The organism is Bdellovibrio sp. BCCA (assembly GCF_037996825.1).
GTDB lineage: Bacteria > Bdellovibrionota > Bdellovibrionia > Bdellovibrionales > Bdellovibrionaceae > Bdellovibrio.
In genome coordinates this window covers 1,813,648-1,833,439 of the sequence record NZ_JBBNAC010000001.1, presented here as the reverse complement: position 1 = coordinate 1,833,439, position 19,792 = coordinate 1,813,648, and the positions used below count along the sequence as shown (strand labels likewise).

The 19,792-nt window shown below is 45.2% G+C and carries 19 protein-coding genes; 6 read left to right on the top strand and 13 right to left on the bottom strand.

Annotated features, from left to right (window positions below; translation table 11 throughout):
* Positions 1-9: 9 nt before the first annotated feature.
* A complete protein-coding gene (locus AAAA78_RS09090; protein ID WP_340591611.1) occupies positions 10-567 on the top strand; it encodes a glutathione peroxidase in 558 nt (185 codons plus the stop codon).
* A 123-nt stretch (positions 568-690) separates the two neighbouring features.
* Positions 691-1,461 (top strand): outer membrane beta-barrel protein, encoded by a 771-nt coding sequence (locus tag AAAA78_RS09085; protein ID WP_340591609.1) that lies wholly within the window; start codon positions 691-693, stop codon positions 1,459-1,461.
* A 2-nt stretch (positions 1,462-1,463) separates the two neighbouring features.
* Here AAAA78_RS09085 and AAAA78_RS09080 read toward each other — a convergent pair whose 3' ends face one another.
* Genes AAAA78_RS09080 through AAAA78_RS09050 form a run of 7 tightly spaced genes read right to left on the bottom strand, consistent with a single transcriptional unit; the run spans position 1,464 to position 9,356 of the window.
* Positions 1,464-2,828, bottom strand: a complete 1,365-nt coding sequence (locus AAAA78_RS09080) for a sodium-dependent transporter (RefSeq protein ID WP_340591606.1) — start codon at positions 2,826-2,828, stop codon at positions 1,464-1,466.
* Positions 2,821-4,170, bottom strand: a complete 1,350-nt coding sequence (der, locus tag AAAA78_RS09075) for a ribosome biogenesis GTPase Der (protein ID WP_340591604.1) — start codon at positions 4,168-4,170, stop codon at positions 2,821-2,823. The genes AAAA78_RS09080 and der overlap by 8 nt, the downstream gene beginning before the upstream one ends.
* Positions 4,148-5,059 carry a GTPase Era gene (gene era / locus AAAA78_RS09070; protein WP_295903665.1) on the bottom strand — a complete coding sequence of 304 codons (912 nt, stop codon included), beginning with the start codon at positions 5,057-5,059 and terminating at the stop codon, positions 4,148-4,150. The genes der and era overlap by 23 nt, the downstream gene beginning before the upstream one ends.
* Entirely contained in the window at positions 5,059-5,748 is a 690-nt protein-coding gene (gene rnc, locus AAAA78_RS09065) for a ribonuclease III (protein ID WP_295903662.1), read from the bottom strand. Before rnc ends, era begins: the two co-directional genes overlap by 1 nt.
* On the bottom strand, positions 5,745-7,088 hold the full coding sequence (gene mtaB, locus AAAA78_RS09060) for a tRNA (N(6)-L-threonylcarbamoyladenosine(37)-C(2))-methylthiotransferase MtaB (RefSeq protein ID WP_340591603.1): 1,344 nt from the start codon (positions 7,086-7,088) through the stop codon (positions 5,745-5,747). The genes rnc and mtaB overlap by 4 nt, the downstream gene beginning before the upstream one ends.
* Entirely contained in the window at positions 7,073-8,155 is a 1,083-nt protein-coding gene (mnmA, locus tag AAAA78_RS09055) for a tRNA 2-thiouridine(34) synthase MnmA (RefSeq protein WP_340591602.1), read from the bottom strand. Before mnmA ends, mtaB begins: the two co-directional genes overlap by 16 nt.
* Entirely contained in the window at positions 8,148-9,356 is a 1,209-nt protein-coding gene (locus tag AAAA78_RS09050) for a cysteine desulfurase family protein (protein WP_340591601.1), read from the bottom strand. Before AAAA78_RS09050 ends, mnmA begins: the two co-directional genes overlap by 8 nt.
* A gap of 198 nt (positions 9,357-9,554) precedes the next feature.
* Between AAAA78_RS09050 and AAAA78_RS09045 the strand changes: the two genes are divergently transcribed.
* From AAAA78_RS09045 to AAAA78_RS09030, 4 genes are all read left to right on the top strand, one after another.
* Complete coding sequence (locus tag AAAA78_RS09045; RefSeq protein ID WP_340591599.1) at positions 9,555-10,994, top strand: hypothetical protein; 1,440 nt, start codon at positions 9,555-9,557, stop codon at positions 10,992-10,994.
* Positions 10,995-11,012: 18 nt separating this feature from the next.
* A complete protein-coding gene (locus AAAA78_RS09040; RefSeq protein ID WP_340591598.1) occupies positions 11,013-12,674 on the top strand; it encodes a protein-arginine deiminase family protein in 1,662 nt (553 codons plus the stop codon).
* On the top strand, positions 12,674-13,168 hold the full coding sequence (locus AAAA78_RS09035) for a hypothetical protein (RefSeq protein WP_340591596.1): 495 nt from the start codon (positions 12,674-12,676) through the stop codon (positions 13,166-13,168). The genes AAAA78_RS09040 and AAAA78_RS09035 overlap by 1 nt, the downstream gene beginning before the upstream one ends.
* A 101-nt stretch (positions 13,169-13,269) precedes the next feature.
* Positions 13,270-13,920 carry a thermonuclease family protein gene (locus AAAA78_RS09030; protein WP_340591595.1) on the top strand — a complete coding sequence of 217 codons (651 nt, stop codon included), beginning with the start codon at positions 13,270-13,272 and terminating at the stop codon, positions 13,918-13,920.
* Between the two features lie 33 nt (positions 13,921-13,953).
* Here the strand turns inward: AAAA78_RS09030 and tsaE are convergent, their stop codons facing one another.
* The 6 genes from tsaE to ftsH form a co-directional block, all read right to left on the bottom strand.
* Positions 13,954-14,400 (bottom strand): tRNA (adenosine(37)-N6)-threonylcarbamoyltransferase complex ATPase subunit type 1 TsaE, encoded by a 447-nt coding sequence (gene tsaE, locus AAAA78_RS09025; protein WP_340591593.1) that lies wholly within the window; start codon positions 14,398-14,400, stop codon positions 13,954-13,956.
* Positions 14,400-15,125, bottom strand: a complete 726-nt coding sequence (locus tag AAAA78_RS09020; RefSeq protein ID WP_340591591.1) for a pyridoxine 5'-phosphate synthase — start codon at positions 15,123-15,125, stop codon at positions 14,400-14,402. The genes tsaE and AAAA78_RS09020 overlap by 1 nt, the downstream gene beginning before the upstream one ends.
* Before the next feature lies 1 nt (position 15,126).
* On the bottom strand, positions 15,127-16,530 hold the full coding sequence (gene glmM / locus AAAA78_RS09015) for a phosphoglucosamine mutase (RefSeq protein ID WP_340591589.1): 1,404 nt from the start codon (positions 16,528-16,530) through the stop codon (positions 15,127-15,129).
* Positions 16,508-16,930, bottom strand: coding sequence for a hypothetical protein (locus tag AAAA78_RS09010; protein WP_340591588.1), 423 nt, complete (start codon positions 16,928-16,930; stop codon positions 16,508-16,510). Before AAAA78_RS09010 ends, glmM begins: the two co-directional genes overlap by 23 nt.
* Positions 16,930-17,742 carry a diadenylate cyclase CdaA gene (gene cdaA / locus AAAA78_RS09005; RefSeq protein WP_295905014.1) on the bottom strand — a complete coding sequence of 271 codons (813 nt, stop codon included), beginning with the start codon at positions 17,740-17,742 and terminating at the stop codon, positions 16,930-16,932. Before cdaA ends, AAAA78_RS09010 begins: the two co-directional genes overlap by 1 nt.
* Positions 17,743-17,804: 62 nt before the next feature.
* Positions 17,805-19,745, bottom strand: a complete 1,941-nt coding sequence (ftsH, locus tag AAAA78_RS09000; protein ID WP_340591586.1) for an ATP-dependent zinc metalloprotease FtsH — start codon at positions 19,743-19,745, stop codon at positions 17,805-17,807.
* Positions 19,746-19,792: the final 47 nt, after the last annotated feature.

The window sequence follows — 19,792 nt, the reverse complement described above, 5'->3', positions numbered from 1 at the left end:
GAGGTGAGTATGCGTTTTCTCTTCATTTTTGCCCTGATTTTTGGCTTGCACACAGCAGGCTTCGCTAAAGACGCGACAGAGAACTTCTTTGATCTTTCTGCGGCAACCTTGACGGGAAAAAAGATTAATTTTTCCACCTACAGAGGCAAAGTCGTCCTTGTGGTTAACACAGCCTCCCAATGCGGCTTCACTCCGCAATTGAAAGAACTTGAAGAATTGTACAAAAAATACGCAGACCGTGGTTTCGTCGTTCTTGCCTTTCCTTCCAATGACTTCAAACAAGAAAAAGCAGACGGTGCCGCCATTCAGAAATTCGCTGAAAAAGAATACGGCATCACCTTTCCATTTTTTGAAAAAGCTCCTGTGAAAGGTCCTGACAAACAGCCGGTTTACGAATTTTTGACTCGTAAGAAACCAGGCCTTCTTTTCGCCGATGTCAGTTGGAATTTTGAAAAATTTCTGGTGAATCGCAAGGGCGACGTTATCGAAAGATGGAGCTCGATCACGAAACCTTCTTCCGATTCGATTGTTAGAGAAATTGAAAAAGCTTTAGCCGAACCCCTCTAAACACGACCTTCACCAGAGGGAAGTGTTTCAGCTTGAGACAAAGCATGAAGTCTGGACTTCGTTTTGATACTTTTTTTTGAAGTTTTGCCCTCTTTTATTCGATAATACTCAGAGGGGGAACTTGTGAAAACCGCAGCACCACTATTTCAGTTTATTCTTCTGGCTTTCCTGCTGGGAATTAGCTTTTTACCTACTCACGTCCAAGCGCAATCTGACCACAAATCTTATCTTATCTCTCAAGTGGACCCCGATGAGGCTTATGACCCCTTCACCGACTACAGTGAATTCGACGAAGAGTCTGATGAAGAGGCCGATATTAACTTTTTCCGTAACGGTCGTTTCTTTACAGTGGGTCTTGCCGGTGGCTATCGCGGCTTTACTGGGAACTTTGCCGACGCCTACGAAAGTGCGCCAACTTTCGGTATTTTCTTAAGCTACTTCTTTGACCTTCGTGTGGCGATGAGCCTGGGTTTCCAAACTGGTGATCACGCCGTGAAATTCACGGTGAACAATGAATCCAAAACTTACACTGGTAATGTGTCTATCACTTCCGTGAACTTCGACTTAAAATATTACTTAAACACGCAAAACGTAACGCGTGGTCTAGCGGACCTCAATCCTTACCTCCTCGGCGGCCTTGGGCAATTCTACCGCACGTACACCATCGCGGGTCTTGATGGATTCAGCCGTGACTCAACAATGGGTTTTGATTTGGGTGCGGGCTTAGAGATTCCCTTGATGCGTAAAAAAGCTTATTTGGGAATTCAGGGAACGTATCACTACGTGAACTTCAGTGACGAAAACAAATCCTACGTGGATGGTTCTGAAAAACTAGATAAAAACCTGACGGGGGATTTTTATAACTTCCTCGTGATTCTCGGAATGAACTTCTAAATCTACTTTAAGAAAACGCCAAGGACTTGAAGAACAAGTCCTAACACAATCACGGCTGGCGCAGCCCATTTCAAAGTAAAACTCCAGTGTGGATACATTGTATAGCTGACAAATTTATCTTTATCGACAAAGCTCAGCTCCTTTTCTTTTTCCGTCGTACCACGATTATAGGCGATAAGAATTCCCAACGCCACCATAGGCAAGAACCAGTTGATCAACAACGAATCCAAAGACTCAATCAACGATCTTCCTAATACACGAATGTCTTTAAAGACCGAGCTTGAAAGAGCCGGAAGAATCGTCAGCACCAAGGCAAAAATACCTGAGTACCAAGTTGCTCTGCCGCGATCCATTTTCTTTTGCGCATCCACCCAGTTTGAAACGACAACCTCTAACAAACCGATGCTGGCATTCAGTGCCGCCATATAAAGACACGCAAAGAAAGCCAAACCAAATAATGTTCCACCGCGAATACCTAAAAGATACTTCGGTAAAACTTCAAACATCAAAGCCGGATCTGTTAAAGGCACATTCGACGCTTGAAACGCAACAGGAAAAATCATCACGACCGCGATCAAGGAAATCGCTGTATCCACCAACGTCACACGGAATCCCGCTGTCGGCGCGTGATCAGACTCACGCATATACGAACCAAACGTCACCATGGTTCCAAAGCCCACAGACAAAGTGAAGAACACGTGACCTAAAGCATGATTTAAAGAAGACCAAGTCAATTTTGAAAAGTCAGGATAAAAAAGAAAACGTAAAACCTCTGGTGTAGAAGGCATCGAAAAAGATTTTACGACCAGAATTCCCACAAGCACTGCAAAGAGCGGCATCGTGTAACCGATCCATCTCTCTAGACCTTCTTGCACACCCTTCACAACAACGACCACGGTGATAAGTAAATGCGCACTGGCAAGCATCAACTGCAACCAACCATTGGACATCAATGCTGCAAGATTCGTTTTTGCCGTGACCATTTCAGGAGGACTAAAGAATGAAATCAGGAATTGCGTCATAAAGTGTAAAACCCAACCACTGATCACGGCGTAATACGACAAAACAACAATACTTAAGATCACCGCAAAGCGACCGGCCCAGCGAAAACCACGACCGGCTTTTTGACCCAACTGCTGAGTCGCCACAATCACCGAACGACGGCTATTTTTACCAACCATCAATTCGGCAATCAACATCGGCGCACCAATCGCCAGAGCCATGAAAACGTAAATCAGGATAAACGCCCCGCCTCCGTTTTCACCCACCACGTAGGGAAAACGCCATAGATTTCCCAGACCACAGGCAGAGCCAATGGCCAAAAGGTAAAATCCAAAGCGAGTTCTCCACGAGCCGCGTTTATTCATTATCTCCACCACCACGACGAGACTTCATACAGAAAATACGAATTGGCAGACCATGAAGATCCCAGCGCTCTTTGATATTCTTAATCAAGAAACGACGATACGAATTCGTCACGCCGTCAGGATGATTCGCAAAGGCAATAAATGCCGGAGGTCTTTGATAAGTTTGTGTGAGGTAATAGAACTTCACATTCGTTGTTCCCCAAACCGGAGCTGGAGCTTTACGAATGGTCTCAAAGAAGAAGTCATTCAACTCGGATGTTGGAACTCGGAAGTTCATCTGACCAGATACCTTCGCGATCATTTCAAAAAGATCGTCGATCCCTTGACCTGTTTTCGCACTTGTAAAGACGATATGAACGTCTTTAAAGAAGTGGAATACGCGCTCAACCTGTTCACGGAAAGTCTTACGATATTCTGGAACTTCTTTACCACCAAGATCAGATTTATTGGCAACCAAGATCACACCTTTGTGATCCTCTAAGATCGCTTGCATGATGCGCGCATCTTGATCCGTCGGTCCTATAGTTCCATCGACCATCAAAAGAACAATATCAGCACGGCGAATGGCTTCCTGAGATTTAAACGCTGAGATGATTTCTAGATCTTCTTCACGACGAGCTGATTTGCGAAGACCTGCAGTATCAACCAACGTGTACTTTGCCCCATTATAAATAAACGGAGAGTCCACAGAGTCAATTGTCGTTCCCGCAACATCAGAAACGATCATGCGATTGGAACCAAGAATGCAGTTACAGATAGAACTCTTACCAACGTTCGGCTTACCGACGATAGCGATGTTCATACCTTCTTTCACTGTTCCTGGATTTTCTGGAACTTGGTTTACGATCCACTCAAGGATCTCACCCACGCCTCGACGTTGTTCAAAGGAAGCCGCGATGATGTCGACACCGAACTCATAGAAGTCCGCTTTAAACATGTCTTCTTCAAAGACTTTGTCGACTTTGTTGATCACAAGCAAAAACGGTTTTCCCGTTTGTTTCGCGACACGAATGATGTCACGATCTTCAGGCACAAGTCCTGCGCGACCATCCATCACCGCCACGATCAAATCCACAGAGTGCAAAAACTCTGTGACTTGTTCACGGATGAGTTTAGAGAAAATATCTCCCGCTTCCGTGATACCGCCCGTATCAATTAAATCGAATTGTTTTCCCCAGATATCCACAGGCTCGATGATAATATCACGAGTCACTCCGGCTTGGTTTTTCACCACGGCTTTACGGCTGTCAGTAATGATATTAAATAACGTCGACTTACCTACGTTGGGACGACCGATAATCGCCACCTTCGGCGAAAACTCAGCCCTCTGATTTTGTTCCATAGCCCAACTCCTTCATCATTCTCTTATTCTCAAACCAGTCTGGTTTGCTGATCACTTGGAGGTCTAAGAAAATCTTCTCCCCCATCAGTTTTTCAATTTCTTTACGTGCTTCCATTCCGATTTGTTTGATCACTTTTGCTTCTTTACCAATCACGATCGCTTTGTGATTGTCTTTCACGACGATGATCTCGGCATGGATCTTTGGAACCGGCGCTGCGTTTTCATCAAATTTTATGATACGCACAGCCAGTGAGTACGGAATCTCTTGATGAAGAATCTCAAAACACTTTTCGCGAATCACTTCGCTAGCCATTTCACGCACGTTTTCGTTTGTGTAAAGCTCTGTATCGTAAAGAGGTGCTGGAGATTCAGGAAGAAGCTCAAGGAACTCAATAAGCATAGCTTCACGCTCTTCATTGTCACCTTCCGAATCTTTTACAGATACGGACATGGCTTTACCGCCCTTTTCTTCGATCATCTTTTTAAGAATCAAAACGCGGTGAGCTTTTTCTTCAATATCCGCTTTTGTGATCACGCCCATCCAAGGTTTGCCGCTTTTAGAAACCAGTTCGATCACTTTTTCAGCGTCTTCCGGTTTTTGTTCATCAATGCTGATCACCGCTAAAAGCGCGTCGGATTCAGAAATCACGTCTTCAGCTTCTTTTGCCAAGAAACCATTGAGGCCCTTATCTGCTTTGATAATTCCTGGAGCATCGACAAAAACGATTTGTCCTTGATCCGTGCTCCAAATACCTAAGATACGACGACGAGTCGTCTGAGGTTTTGCCGAAACGATAGAGACTTTTTCATCTACAAGGTAATTCATCAAGGTGCTTTTGCCAGCATTCGGCTGCCCGATGAGTCCTAAAAATCCCGCTTTATATCCCATTAATGAGTCTCCTTACATTTAACTTCCAGGGCGTTTTTCGCTGCTGATTGTTCCGCATTTTTTTTACTGCGCCCGCGCCCCTGGGCCCACACTTCTTCTTTTACTTTCACACACACTAAGAACTCACGATCGTGAGGAGGTCCTTCTTCCGCCAGAACCTCGTACTTCGGAGTCTCTTTCAAAGACTTTTGCACCAGTTCCTGCAAGCGTGTTTTATAATCTTTCTCAAAATCCTCACTGCCACAAACTCGCGCCGTGAGAGTTTCAAATTCGCGACGAATAAAATTCTTCGTCACTTCAAAACCACCGTCCAAATACAAAGCTCCGACAATGGCTTCAAATGAAGAGGCTGTCAGACGAGGCTTCTGCGCGCCTCCGGTCAAGGTCTCCCCTTTTCCTAAGTGCATGAGCTTATTCAGTCCCATATCGAGTGCGAGTTCAGAGAGAACTTCTTCATTCACGATACTGGCGCGTTTTTTAGACAAACCACCTTCGGTGTCGTTCGGGAATTTTTCAAAAAGAAATTCTCCGACAACTAAATCCAAAACAGCATCGCCTAAGAATTCCAACTTTTCATTGTGCTCCGTCGGACTTTTAAGCTCATTGGCAAAGCTTTTATGAGTGAGCGCTCTTTCTAAAAGAGCCGCATTTTTAAACTGGTATCCCAGTCTCTGCTCTAACTCCTTCATGATAGAACCTCGCCAATTAAGTGTCCTTCCATGTGCTGTTTATTAGAGTGATCATAGCCCGTGATTTTAACATCAATTTCTTGTCCCGCCCAATGCTCCAGGAAGCTTTCTGCTCCTGAAATGTCGACAGGCCAATAGTCGTGACTTAAACCTTGCCCGCCTTTGGCAGCATTTTTTAGAATCAAAACTTTTTTAATTGTTCCTAATTGAAGTTTTGCTTGTTCTTCGTAACGAGCAATACTCAAATCGCGTAAACGAGCCGCGCGCTCTGCACGAATGTGAGGATAAACCGAAACATCCATGGCTGCCGCACGAGTTCCCTGTCTTTCGCTATAAGGGAAAACATGAAGCTTCGTCCAAGGAAGTTCTGCAAGAGTTTTATACGTGTCTTCAAATTGTTCGTCAGTTTCTGTCGGGAAACCTGTGATCACGTCCATTCCGACAAAAGAACCTGGAACGCGCTCAGCAATAGCGTTGAGAGATTTACGAACGTCGTCTTGCGTATACTTGCGTTTCATATGGAAAAGCACGTCCGTATTCGCACTTTGAATACTCATATGGAAATGCGGGCACATGCGTTTGTCTTGATAAAGCTCCAAAAGTCTTTCAGAAACTTCGACAGGCTCTAAGCTTGCCAAACGGAAGCGCGGCACTTTTGTTTTTGCCAGAAGATTTTCAATCAAATCTTCCATAACATATTTTTTGCCACCGACTTCGTCTTCGTAATCACCGATATGAACTCCCGTTAATACGACTTCGCGGGAGCCTTCCGCATAGAGATCATTAATACGCTGAACAAGGTCCACCACCGGAATAGAACGGCTTTTCCCGCGCGCATAAGGAATAATGCAGTAAGTGCAAAAGCTATTGCAGCCATCTTGAATTTTTAAGAACGTGCGTGTGTGGGATTTTTCAATACCACCACCAGCTTCCAAATCTTCTTTTTTAAAGATATTGGACTTAAAGACTTTTTCAGTGAGTTCGCCTCTGAAGTGTTTTGTTAAAAGCTCCGGCAAAGATCCTTTGTGGGAATTTGCCACAATCAAATCAGCGCCCGGCAAACTTGAAAAGGAGCCGGTATCAACTTGTGCTGCACAACCTGTTACAACAACAGTGCAGAACGGATCTTTTACTTTAAGACGACGAATATAGCGAACCGCCTCTTTCGTCGCTTCGGCAGTCACTGCACAAGTATTAAGAACATGAATGCGCGCATCTTTCTGTCCTGAAACCACAGGAGCAAAACCATTCGCATTTAAATTCTTCTGGATCAAACCTGCGTCGTAAGTATTCACCTTACAACCAAAGGTGTGAACTTGATATTTTAGAGAGTGATCCATCCGCCTCCCACAAGTTCTTTGTCACGATAGAACACAGCTGCTTGACCTGGGGTCACCGCTCTTTGTGGCTCTTGGAATTTCAACTTATAGCCCGTCTCTGTTTTAAAGACTTGCGCCAAAGAACCTTTATGTTGATAGCGGATTTTTACGCTCATAAATTCGCCGTCTTGAACTTCACCCAAAAGTTTTGGATCAACCACATCCACTTCGTGAGCAAACAAGTGACTTTCGTCGCCCACCCATACCGTGTTGTCAGCGGCATCGATTTTAATCACGAAAAGTTTTTCGTGATGATCCATGCCAAGACCCTTGCTTTGTCCAATTGTGAAGTTGTGAATGCCGTCGTGATTCGCCATCACCTCACCTTGAGGATAGCGTTTGATTTTACCGGCTTTAGACGCCAACACCGTTTTATCCACTTGGCCTTTGATAAAATTCTGATAGCCCATATTCCCCACAAAGCAAATGCCTTGGGAGTCTTTCTTACGAGCCGTCACAAGACCGCGGCTTTCAGAGTAAGCACGCACCTCGGGCTTTTTCATATCGCCCACAGGGAAAAGAAGTTTTGGTACAAGCTCTGGATCAATCGTGAAAAGGAAATATGTTTGGTCTTTCCAGTCATCCGTGGACGTGTGAATCGCCGCTTTGCCATTTTCATCGTAAACGATTTTTGCATAGTGACCTGTTGCCAGGTAATCACACTCAAGCTCTTTCATCTTTTTCACAAGATGATCGAATTTTAGATAGGTATTGCAGTTCACACAAGGAAGTGGCGTTTGTCCTTCCAAGTAGGCCTTTAGGAATGGATCAATCACAGCCGCGCGAAATTTCGCTTCGCAGTTTAAAACATAAAATGGAATTCCCAAACGGTCTGCAACCGCACGAGCATCATCCACGTCGATGCTAGAACAGCATGTGCCGTTTCCTTCTTCGATATCGCATGTGGAATAATCCCACACTTGCATCGTAGCACCGATCACTTCATAACCCTGTTCGACCAAGAGCGCAGCCGCGGCAGAACTGTCCACGCCTCCGCTCATAGCAACAAGGACTCTCCCTTTAGACATGACAAGAGTCTCCTTCATTGTTGTTCAGTGAACGCAACCTTGCGACCACCACTTTTAATGCTTCAATAAAACCATTTACTTCTTCAGCCGTGGTCTCCCAACCAAGACTGATGCGCAAACTGTTTTGCGCTTCTTCACGAGTCAGCCCCATCGCTAAAAGCACAGGGCTGGGCTCTGGATTTCCGCTCGAACAGGCTGCTCCCGTAGAAACTGCGTAGCCTTTGATATCCAAAGACATCAGCATTGTTTCTCCGTCAGCCCCCTTCACCACCAAAGAACTTGTGTTAGGAAGACGAGGTGTTTCACCGGCTGTCACTGTGACGTCCGGAATTTCAGCAAGAATGCGGGCTTCCATGTGATCGCGAAGTTTTGCTAAAGCTTCCGCTTTTTCCGCAATCAAACCCACCCGCTTTGCAACCACTCCCAAACAACCGATACCCAACGTGTTTTCAGTCCCCCCACGACGGTGACGTTCCTGACCGCCACCATTGATCAAAGAGCTAAAGTTAGATCCTTTTTTTGAATACAAAAATCCAGATCCTTTGATCGAATAAAATTTGTGACCCGAGAAAGAAGCGAAATCAACCCCAAGCTCTTGCAAATTTACCGGCACTTTTCCAAAGCCTTGAACGGCATCGGTGTGGAACAAAGCCCCTTTTTTGTGAGCCATCTCCGCCATTTGTTTTATTGGAAACAATGTGCCTGTTTCATTATTGGCAAACATCACAGAGACCAAAGCGGTTTCTTCGCTAAGGTGCGCTTGATAAAATTCCAAATCAATTTCTCCGCGACGATTCACGGGAATAAAATCCACGCGGGCGCCCAGAGACTGAATGTGCTGCATGGCTTTGATCACGGCCGGATGTTCAACGGCTGAACACATGTAGTGCGTGCGCAGACGTTGCTCGGGAGTGAGGAATTGAGCTGTTTGATAATAATCAAAAAGACCTTTGATCACGGTGTTGTTTGCTTCACTTCCGCCGGAAGTAAAAACGATTTCAAGCGGACTGCTCGCGCCCACCGCATCGGCCACGGCTTTTCTTGCATCACGAAGAATATTCTTCGGCTGTCGACCGCCCCAGTGAATGGAACTTGGATTGCCCCACGCCTTCGCCAATTCTGGCAAAGCCTCAAGGACTTCTTTGCACACAGGGGTCGTGGCATTATGGTCGAAATAATGAAACACTTTTGACTGGATCATAGGTCGCAGGAAGGTAGCACACTTCTTAAGTATTGAAAACTTCTAAGAATATTTAAGCACTTAGGCTGTCTATCTATTCGCCTAGGCTGGAAATTATTCATGCGCGCTTGGCGCAGGAGGCTGCCGCCCGAAGGGCAGAAGCTGGACTAGACCTCGGATTTCCTTATGTTTTACCCCAATCTACCGATAAACAAAGAGATGAGTCATCACGTATGGTTTGAACATTTTAAAGAGCAACTTCAAGGACTTACAGAATCATTTGAACAAAGTGGTTCGCCTTTAAGTCTTTTAGGGTATGCCTTGAAGGAACAACGCCTCCGCTCGGATGATTATTTACCGTGGGCGATGACTCACTACAAACTACCGAAACTTCAGTCACGATTTTTTACAGAGACTCCTCTTTCCCAGGAAATGTTCGCAAAGTGGGCGACCCATTACCCGTGGTCTGTGGAGTGTCTGCCTGTGGCGGAGTGGGACGGTTCACTCATCGTAGCATGTCTTCAACCGCCACAGGATTTCCCTTCCACTCCTTCAAGCGTTATTGTCTTAGCAAGTTTTGAAGACTTGCAAGAGGCTTGGAGAAAACTTCATCCTGAAAAAACTGTGGCACCGGCTCCCGTTTCGTCGGCTGTTGAAGATGCACCGGAAGGCATTGATCTTTCTTTAGCGACCGTGACGAAGCATGGCGCTTCGGACAGTTTCTCGTTTGATGATCTTGGTGTTGATGAAGAAAAAGCTCCGGCTGCTCTTGATGAATCAGCCGAAAAGTCAGAGAGCATGGATGGTCTTTTTGACGGACCGACCGTGATTCGCTTAGAGGCATTATCTTCAAAAGAAGAAACTCCTCAGGCAAATTCAAATCCTTCTATTGAAGTCGTTTCTTCAACTTCCGATGCTGCTTTACAGGAATTTTCTGCGGAACTAGAGCCAAAAACACAAGTCGATGAATTGGTTTTAAGTGAAGATAAAACGCCGATTCCAGTTCCTATCGCGGCAGCCCCTGCTGCGGCTTCACCTGTTGCAGATTCTTCGGCGCCGAAAAAAGTTCCACCGCCTCCTCCAAAATCGGAGATGCCTCCGCCTTTTGAAGACAGCTTTGGAAACAAACCGATTCCTATCGTTCCCCGTCCTGCAGGCGTTGCTAAACCAACGATCAATCCTGTGGCGAGTGGAAATTTCTCGTTAGAGAAAATGAAAAAGAAAAATACCGCTTTGATGAACGAAAAGGTGAAACAAGCCTTGAGTGAAATGAAAGTGCATTTTGAAAAATCCATGATTTTGACTTTGGACGATCAAGAAACGCAATTGACGGCTTTTGCTTGGGATGAAAATTTCCAGGGAATGAAAGACACGTCAATGCGCGTTCCTTTGAAAACGCCAAGTATTTTTAATATCGTAGCTTCTACACAAAAATCCTTCCATGGCTATATCTCTTTAAACGAGATCAATGAAAAATTCTTTGAAGGCTGGAACCAAGGTCGTATTCCAGATCACGTGACGATTTCCCCTATTATTGTGAATGAAAAACTGGTGGGAATGCTCATGGGATTTGCGGAAAAATCTGCTTACAATAAAGTCTCCTTGAATTTGGCTGAAAAATTATCGACCGATTTTGTCAAAGGATTGCAGGCAGCTTAAAAACAAACAGGAGTTTCGGTGACGTTCTTTCTCCTCCTCATCAACTTAGTCTTCGCTCAAGGACAAAACGCCTGCTCCCAACACAATCCCATGAGTTCTGATGTGCCTGCATGTCCCACGACAGGCAGCACTCTTCTTTCCGAAAATTATCCGATTATGGCAGCCACAGTTTCTGACTACGAAGGCGGTCCTGAGTGGGTGAAGTCTTATGTAACAAAAGTCATGAAGGCCCAACCGCAAAAACCTCCGCAGTTTTTTCTTCATGTGACACCTGAAACTTATGAGTCCGTTGTTGCCGAACTTCGCAAACAAGCTCCTTCACCGCAAGTCGCCGACCAGTGGATCAAAGGTTTAACACGTGTTGAAGGAAACAATCGCTGGAACTGGCAGCAAGATTATTTCGACAACTTTTATAATCCTAAAACGGGCCAACCTGTTCTTCGTGAGGTTCAAGGTTACGGACGCCATGGAGATTCTTACACTTCCATGATCAACTCCACCGCCAAAGAATGTAATATTCATGCCGGCGTATTATTGGAAAATGCTCAGTACAAATCCGGTCACAGCGGTGGAAACATTGAGGCCGTCAATGGACTGTGTCTTTTAGGAGCGGATCACTTCAACAACAATGAATGGGACTCTTACGCTAAATCCACTTGCACTAACATGGACGCCGCAGTGAAAACGCCTTCTGATTTTCTTAAGGTGGGTCATACCGATGAGATGTTTAAAACTCTCAAAGATCCTTCGCAAAAACCACCTTGCGATTTTGCCTTGGCCTTTGCAAGCCCTAAAAAAGGTCTTGAAGTTTTAAAGGGAAATCCCGACGGAAAAGTTTTCGATTTCCCCGGTGTTTCTGGCGAAGAACTTATCACTCGTGTCAGACAATCGGGATATCGCGAAATTTGTGCTGCTTACACAGCCAGCAAGAGATCACAAAATCTGCCTCCTTCCCCAGGGAAAACCCGCTCAGGAAAAGGCGTTTCGCAACTGCTTTGGGATCTGTCGATCACAAAAGCTTTTGCCGGAGTTCTGTCAATCACAGATCCGAAAGTTGAAAACCTCTACAAAGAGCTTCAGGCCCTTGATGATATGGAACCGAAATCTGTGGAAGAAAGACAGCGACTTCTTGCTCGCAAAAATGAAATCCTCAACAAAATACAGCAGCAGATGAAAAAAGCAGGCTATTTGAAATCAAAGGCAAAAATGGATGAAGCTAAAGAGTGCCTTGAAATGACGAACAAGGATTTGGCGAAAATCATTGAGTCAGACAAAGAATTTAAAGATTTCAATGAGTCCGTTGAAAAAGCCATTCAACAATTCAAAAAAGATCTTTTAGCGAAACTAAAACAAAAATATCCTCAGTGCTCTCCAAAGACTCTCGATATTCCCGATATCTATCAAGGCATGATGGACTACGATAAACAACCAGCCTCGTATGCCATGGGTACAGGCCTTTCCTTATTTCCGAATCCTACAAATGGTGAAATTGTCGGAAATACCTACATCATGCCTGAGCCCGTGAATCCCGCGTTTAAAGCCGATATAGACAATCAAATAAAAGGTCTCGGATTAAAAACAGATTACATCGACACCCATTTCGCTCACGTCCAACAAGGCAACTTGCATTGTTCAAGTCACGCCATTCGCTACTGCCGTCCTCAAGGGGGTAAGAAATAATGAAAACCGCTCTCAGTACTTTTCTTTTCTTGGGGATTCTTAATACCGCCTCGGCCGCAGAGACGCTTTACTCTTGCAAAATCAATGATGCTTGGTTGGAAAAACAAAATCTTTCCGGCTTGGTGAACGTCAGCGATTTGGATCATGCGGAAATTAAAATCACTTCGTCATCTGACACCGTCACCTGCCCCATGGCTGTTGAAAGTGTGCAGGACAGTTCTTCGGGTAAAATTTCCGAAGTCATTTTTAAAACAATTCCGGAAGCTTGCAGTCCCTTTGAAAAATCGTTCAATCGTCATCTTCGCAAACGCATCACTTTAAATGTTTCCACTCAGCCCGGAGTACCCCCGTCTGCACAGATTGCTTGGCGAAATCGAACTGGTTATTCCGACTGTAAAGAAGTCACCAATAATCTGAAAGATCACGGAATTGGCGCCCGTTTTCCACAGTCACAGAAAAATCCTTTGAACAAAAGAAGCAAAGGCAGCAAGTAAAGCGTCGGTTTTTTAGACACTTTAGTATTTCCTACTGACTTAGAAGCCTCGTTTTAGAGGCTTCTTGCGTTTCCGGGTTTCGCGAATTAAGACTGCAATTTATGAATTACCTACGCAGTCTTTTATTATTGATCCTTCTTTTCCCTGCCACTCTTTTTGCTGAAGGCATTCGCTTGAAAGTTGTGAGCGTTCACGATGGCGATACTCTGACGGCTGTCGGCGTTGATGACGACGAAAGATACAAAGTGCGTTTGATGGGTGTGGATACCCCTGAAGTCGATTTCTATAAGAACACACAAGGTGACGTTTCCTTGAAAGCTCGCGACGCTTTAAGAGCGATGGCGCCTGAGGGTTCTATTCTTATTCTGTCTGAAGACAGTGACGTTGATAAACACGGTCGCATCTTAGGTCGTCTCTTAAAGGACGGAAAAGATTTGAATGAAGAAATGCTTCGCCAAGGTTGGGGCCTGATTTACTTCATCTACCCTTTTGATAAAGGTGTCGTGAGCAAGTTCAGCAAAGCCGCGAAAGAAGCTTTTGACAATAAACGTGGCGTTTTCTCGAATGAATATAAAGAAACGGAAGCTCCGTACTTATTCCGTTTAAGAGTTCGCAAGCAAGTAGGAAGAAATCCCGTGGGAGATTTCGAACTTAAAAAAGTTCTCTCTCCTGAAGACATCGAACAAATTCCAGTGTGGAAACGCGTTTTCTTTCCTGACTATGATTTAGCTTATAAAAACGGATACAACTAACGCAAGACAATGCAAAAAGGTACGGCGTACCTTTTAGATAGTTCGGCAGAGGATTTTTCGCGACTCTGCCGATGTTTTTTCAAACTTCACTTCGACTCTTTGCCAATTCAGTGGCAAATAATCAAAATCCAGGCGATTCGCCCATTCGATAATGATCAATCCTTGTTTCGGTGCGAAGAGATCCCAGAAGCCTGAGCTTTCCAAATCATCATCGTCTTTCAGACGATACAGATCGATATGATCTAAAGATTTTCCTTCGGCATTTTCATAACGCAGATGAATCGCAAATGACGGCGACTGAACATCGCGCATACCGAGAATTTCAGCGATCATTTGTACGGACGTTGTTTTGCCGGCACCGACGTCACCGCTCATCAGTAAAATGCAGCGCTCACTTAAGTGGGGCAAAAATTCTTTCCAGAACTCTTTAAGCTCAATGAGATTATTCACTGTTCTTTCCGAGTTCAGGATTTTCGACATTACTTTAAGATCTTTCTCATCTTACGAACAGAATCTTCAAGACCGTCTTCAAGAGCGTAACAGATCAACGAGTGACCGATATTCACTTCCTGAAGGTAGGGAAGCTTGTTGATAAGTTTTGAATGGTGATAATCAAGACCGTGACCCGCGTGAACATTAAGGCCCAAGTAATTAGCCCACTCCGCTGTATCTACCAGGCGATCCCATTCTTTTTGCTTACGAGGACCTGTGAGGTGAACCCATTTTCCCGTGTGAAATTCAACAGCATCAGCACCAATTTCATAAGACGCTTCAACTTGTTCCATGGAAGGCTCAATGAACATTGAGATCTCAATGCCGATACGTTGAAGTTTTTCAACCATCGGAGCCATTTTCTTAAAGCCTTTCTTTACATCAAGGCCGCCCTCGGTTGTAAGCTCCGCTCTTTTTTCAGGAACAAAGCACACCCAATCAGGACGATATTTTTTTGCAAACGAAACCATTTGTGGAGTCGCTGCCATTTCAAGATTTAAAGGCACGGGGCAAGCCTTCGAGAGAACCTTTAAGTCTTCCAATTGAATATGGCGACGGTCTTCACGAAGATGGATTGTGATTTGCTCAGCGCCACCTTTTACGGATTTTTTCACCATGTCCAAAAGATTTGGATAAGGTGTAGTTCCACCTCGGACCTGACGTAGGGTCGCTACGTGGTCCACATTCACACCAAGACGGATTTTATGTTTCATACTATGACAGCTCTTTTTCTAGGAAGGAGGCGATCTCTTCGGCAAACATACTGATTTGCGCTTTATCAGGTCCCTCGACAAGAACACGGATCACCGGCTCTGTGCCTGAGAAACGAACGAAAACACGTCCATCGCCATTGAGTTTCTTTTCAATTGTACGGATAAGGTCGTTGTAACCCGTCAGCTCGTGAAGCTCTGTACGACGTTTTACCCGGCAGTTGATAAGGACCTGAGGCACGTCTTCAAAAACGCGGTTCAGCTCACTCATCTTCTTGCCCGTTTGTTTCATTACCGCAAGAACTCCAAGGGCCGCTATACAACCATCCCCTGTTGTTGTGTGATCTAAGAAAATGATATGACCTGATTGTTCACCGCCCAGGTTGTAACCATTTTTTCTCATCTCTTCGACAACGTATTTATCACCGACACCTGTTTTCACAAGTTTGATGCCGGCTTCATTCATGCGTTTTTCAAGACCGAAGTTCGACATCTGTGTTGCCACCAATGTGTCACCTTTCAGAAGACCACGCTCTTTCATGTGCAGAGCGCAGATCGCAAGAATACGGTCTCCGTTTACGATTTCGCCTTTTTCATCCACCATGATCACGCGATCAGCGTCACCATCAAGACTGATACCGACATCCGCGCGATACTGTTGAACCGCTTCAGAAAGTTTTTGCGGATAAAGGGCTCCGACTTTGTCGTTGATGTTTGTGCCATTTGGATCATCACCCAACTGAATCACTTCCGCACCCAACTCTTGGAAGACGGAAGGAGCTACTTTGTAGGAAGCTCCATTGGCTGTATCAAGAACGATGCGCATTCCATCAAGTGTATACTCAAGTGGGAAAGTGCCCTTCACGTATACGATGTAACGACCTTGAGAGTCTTCAATACGTTTCGTGCGGCCGATTTCTTTGCTCGCTGGCAAAAGAGTGCTTAAGTCTTCTTCAAGAACCAGGCGTTCGATTTCTCTTTCCATCTCTTCGGAAATTTTAAAACCATCCGCACCGAAAACTTTAATACCGTTATCATGAAACGGATTGTGAGAAGCAGAAATCACGATTCCTGCCGCCGCTCTCATTGTGCGAGTGAGATATCCAATACCCGGAGTTGGAAGGGGGCCGACAAGTTGAACGAAAATTCCCATGGAATTCAAGCCACTCGCAAGAGCCTGTTCGATCATGTAACCAGAAAGACGCGTGTCTTTTCCGATAACGACTTTGCGAGACGCCGCTGGCACATTCAGAGATTGTTTTTGCAGAATATAACCAATCGCCTGACCGATTTTAACTACCATATCCGGAGTCATAGGCCACTGATTGGCAGTGCCACGGATGCCATCCGTACCGAACAACTTTGTAGATTTCTTATCAACCACTTTACTGACCTTTTTGTTCGTCATGAGTTGGGCCTTTCACTTTGACTACTTCCGCCTGAATCTGATTAGGACGGACACCCAGAATTCTTACACCAATGGGCACTTCTATTTTATTCAAAGGAATATCGACATAAACGACCCCTTCGCCCCTTTGTGAAATATCAAGAGAAATACTCTGAGATAAAGAACTCTCCAAGAACTTTTTTAGAGCCGATCTTGGGCCCGAAACTTTTACCTTGATGTGGTCTGTAGTCTGCGCCACGACATGGGTTCCTGGAGCTGTTACAAGCTCAATATCAATGTTTTTGCTTAGGACAAAGTCCCTGCGCCCTAGAATAGTGAGCCAAAGGATCAGGGAAATAAAAAGAGCGACGACTTTATAGCTGAAATTTTCAGTCAGCATACTCGACCAACGACGCTTCATTACGACACCTCCCCTTGCTGAGAGAAGGCTTTGTATTTAAGACCGAAAGTCTCATAGAGGGCTTTGCGAATGTCACCTAGTTCCACGTTCGGGCTCAAGTGGCCCCCTTGAACGATACCGATGGATTTATTTTCTTCAGAAACCACAAAGACTAGAGCGTCGGTTTCTTCTGTTAAACCAATCGCAGCTCTGTGGCGCGTTCCCAGGTTTTTATCAAGAGCTGGATTTTTACTCAGAGGCAGGAAACAACCCGCCGAGTGAATTTTTCCGTTACGAATCAAAACAGCCCCATCATGCATGGGGCTTTCCGGATGGAAGATGGAGGCTAAAAGTTCCGCTGAAACTTTTGAATCCATTTCAGTTCCGAACTCGATGTGATAGTCGATCACGATCTCACGCTCAACCACCACCAAGGCTCCGAAACCTTTTTGCGCTGTGAGGATCACACCTTTTGCGATCTCTTCGATCACCTGAGTTTCTTGAATTGTCGAAGCATCGCTAAAGAACGGATTGCTTCCGATATGAGCCAAGGCACGACGAATCTCCCCTTGGAACAAGACAACCACGATCACAAAAAGATTTGAGAAGAATTTTTCTAAGATCCAGTTAAAGGTGAAAAGCTCAAGCCAGATACTTAAGATGTATCCGATCGCGAGAACGCCTAGACCTGAAAGCATTTGGATGGTGCCGGTTCTTTTGATCAGAACCAGGATGCGATACACAACCATCCACACCAGAAGCATATCTATCGCGTCTTGAACGCGCAGATGCTGGACGATGAATACCAAGTTGTCGACAAACTGTTGCAACATCAAGATGCCTCTAAAACGTTAAAAGGCCCAGGCGATGTGCCTGAGCCGTTGTCTGCAAATTATTAAATTGTCACAGGACCAGTGTTACCAACGGGGTCGCCGGAAGTGTCCTTCTTAGGAGTCACCGCCACGCCCAGGCCGCCGTCCTTTTTGCTGTTACGGTATTTTTCAATCTCCGTCACAGCAGCACCGTTCACAAGCATTTCTACTTCGTGACCGTCGATAGTTTCGTACTCAAGAAGAGCTTGCGCCAATCTTTCCAAAGCGTCTTTGTAATCAGTCAAGATACGCACGGCTGTTTCATAACCGTGATCGATAAATTTAGAAACTTCCGCGTCGATTTCTTCAGCTTTTGACTCTGAATAATCTTTATGACCTTGATGACCGTATTGCATTCCCAAGAACACTTCGCCACCACGTTTTTCAAATGCCAAAGGTCCCAATTTACTCATACCCCATTCACACACCATACGGCGCGCGATATCAGTGGCACGTTCAATGTCGTTTCCAGCACCTGTTGTGACATCTTTAAAGATCACTTCTTCCGCGGCACGGCCACCGAACAAGAAAGCAATCATGTTTTCCGCTTTGCTCTTAGACAAAGACACGCTTTCTTTTTCAGGCAATGTTTGTGTCACACCCAAAGCCATTCCGCGAGGAATGATCGTCACTTTGTGAATAGGATCAAGACCCGCCAGTTTTTTACCAACAAGCGTGTGACCTGCTTCATGATAGGCCGTCACTTTTTTATCTTCATCCGAAATCACCATCGATTTTCTTTCAGAACCCATGATGACTTTGTCTTTGGCTTTTTCAAAGTCTTCCATCTCAAGATATTTTTTATCTGTGCGAGCTGCGATCAAGGCCGCTTCATTCACCAAGTTCTCAAGGTCAGCACCTGAGAAGCCTGGAGTTCCGCGGGCAATTTTCGTTGCTTCCACATCAGGACCCAATGGCGTCTTACGCATGTGAACGGCAAGAATTTGCTCACGACCTTTAAGGTCTGGCTTATTCACCACCACACGGCGGTCGAAACGACCTGGACGCAACAACGCAGGATCTAGAACGTCAGGACGGTTTGTCGCTGCGATTAAGATCACACCTTCAGAAGATTCAAAACCATCCATCTCAACAAGCAATTGATTCAGAGTTTGTTCACGCTCGTCATGACCACCCCCCATGCCAGCACCACGATGGCGACCTACGGCATCGATCTCGTCGATAAAGATCAAACACGGAGCATTTTTCTTACCTTGTTCAAATAAGTCACGGACACGGCTCGCACCGACACCCACGAACATCTCAACGAAGTCAGAACCAGAAATTGTAAAGAATGGCACACCTGCTTCACCCGCCACTGCGCGTGCAAGCAACGTCTTACCTGTTCCCGGAGGACCTACAAGCAAAACACCTTTAGGAATACGACCACCCAATTTTGTATATTTTTTTGGATCTTTAAGGAAGCTCACGATTTCTTGCAAATCTTCTTTCGCTTCATCCACACCAGCGACTTCTTTGAACGTCACACGGTTTTTATGCTCTGTCAGAAGACGCGCACGGCTTTTTCCAAAAGACATCGCTTTACCGCCGCCAACTTGAATTTGGCGCATGATAAAGAGGAACATCGCTACGATAAGAATCAATGGCAACCAATTCACAATAAATGTTTGGAAGAAGCCACCGCTATCGGCGCGTTCATAGTTTGGAGTGATTCCGTGTTCTTGAAGGAAGGCAAGGCCCTTATCGCCCGTGTTACCCACGATCGCAAAGTGCGTTCCGTTGTATTTCTTTTCGAATTCTGGTTTTAATTCGCCGACAATTTCACTTGTGTCTTGGCGGAATGTGACAGAAGCCACTTCACCAGATTTCACCGCTTCAGAAAATTTCGGGTAGTTAAAATCAGTGATCACTTTTTGGTGCTTACTCTCATAGGCTTGAAATAGAAAAACAGCCATGATGATCAGGAAGAACCAGAGAGCCAGCGTTTTCTGAGTTGATCGCATTACAGTTCCTTTCGGTCAGAGGTCAAGTCACCCTCAAGGGTAACACG

What these genes read in the sequence shown, in the direction of transcription:
- AAAA78_RS09090 (WP_340591611.1), top strand. Translation starts at nt 10, where the DNA reads ATGCGTTTTCTCTTCATTTTTGCCCTGATTTTTGGCTTGCACACAGCA.
- AAAA78_RS09080 (WP_340591606.1), bottom strand. Translation starts at nt 2,828, where the DNA reads ATGAATAAACGCGGCTCGTGGAGAACTCGCTTTGGATTTTACCTTTTG.
- der (WP_340591604.1), bottom strand. Translation starts at nt 4,170, where the DNA reads ATGGAACAAAATCAGAGGGCTGAGTTTTCGCCGAAGGTGGCGATTATC.
- era (WP_295903665.1), bottom strand. Translation starts at nt 5,059, where the DNA reads ATGGGATATAAAGCGGGATTTTTAGGACTCATCGGGCAGCCGAATGCT.
- rnc (WP_295903662.1), bottom strand. Translation starts at nt 5,748, where the DNA reads ATGAAGGAGTTAGAGCAGAGACTGGGATACCAGTTTAAAAATGCGGCT.
- mtaB (WP_340591603.1), bottom strand. Translation starts at nt 7,088, where the DNA reads ATGGATCACTCTCTAAAATATCAAGTTCACACCTTTGGTTGTAAGGTG.
- mnmA (WP_340591602.1), bottom strand. Translation starts at nt 8,155, where the DNA reads ATGTCTAAAGGGAGAGTCCTTGTTGCTATGAGCGGAGGCGTGGACAGT.
- AAAA78_RS09050 (WP_340591601.1), bottom strand. Translation starts at nt 9,356, where the DNA reads ATGATCCAGTCAAAAGTGTTTCATTATTTCGACCATAATGCCACGACC.
- AAAA78_RS09045 (WP_340591599.1), top strand. Translation starts at nt 9,555, where the DNA reads ATGAGTCATCACGTATGGTTTGAACATTTTAAAGAGCAACTTCAAGGA.
- AAAA78_RS09035 (WP_340591596.1), top strand. Translation starts at nt 12,674, where the DNA reads ATGAAAACCGCTCTCAGTACTTTTCTTTTCTTGGGGATTCTTAATACC.
- AAAA78_RS09030 (WP_340591595.1), top strand. Translation starts at nt 13,270, where the DNA reads ATGAATTACCTACGCAGTCTTTTATTATTGATCCTTCTTTTCCCTGCC.
- tsaE (WP_340591593.1), bottom strand. Translation starts at nt 14,400, where the DNA reads ATGTCGAAAATCCTGAACTCGGAAAGAACAGTGAATAATCTCATTGAG.
- AAAA78_RS09020 (WP_340591591.1), bottom strand. Translation starts at nt 15,125, where the DNA reads ATGAAACATAAAATCCGTCTTGGTGTGAATGTGGACCACGTAGCGACC.
- glmM (WP_340591589.1), bottom strand. Translation starts at nt 16,530, where the DNA reads ATGACGAACAAAAAGGTCAGTAAAGTGGTTGATAAGAAATCTACAAAG.
- AAAA78_RS09010 (WP_340591588.1), bottom strand. Translation starts at nt 16,930, where the DNA reads ATGAAGCGTCGTTGGTCGAGTATGCTGACTGAAAATTTCAGCTATAAA.
- cdaA (WP_295905014.1), bottom strand. Translation starts at nt 17,742, where the DNA reads ATGTTGCAACAGTTTGTCGACAACTTGGTATTCATCGTCCAGCATCTG.
- ftsH (WP_340591586.1), bottom strand. Translation starts at nt 19,745, where the DNA reads ATGCGATCAACTCAGAAAACGCTGGCTCTCTGGTTCTTCCTGATCATC.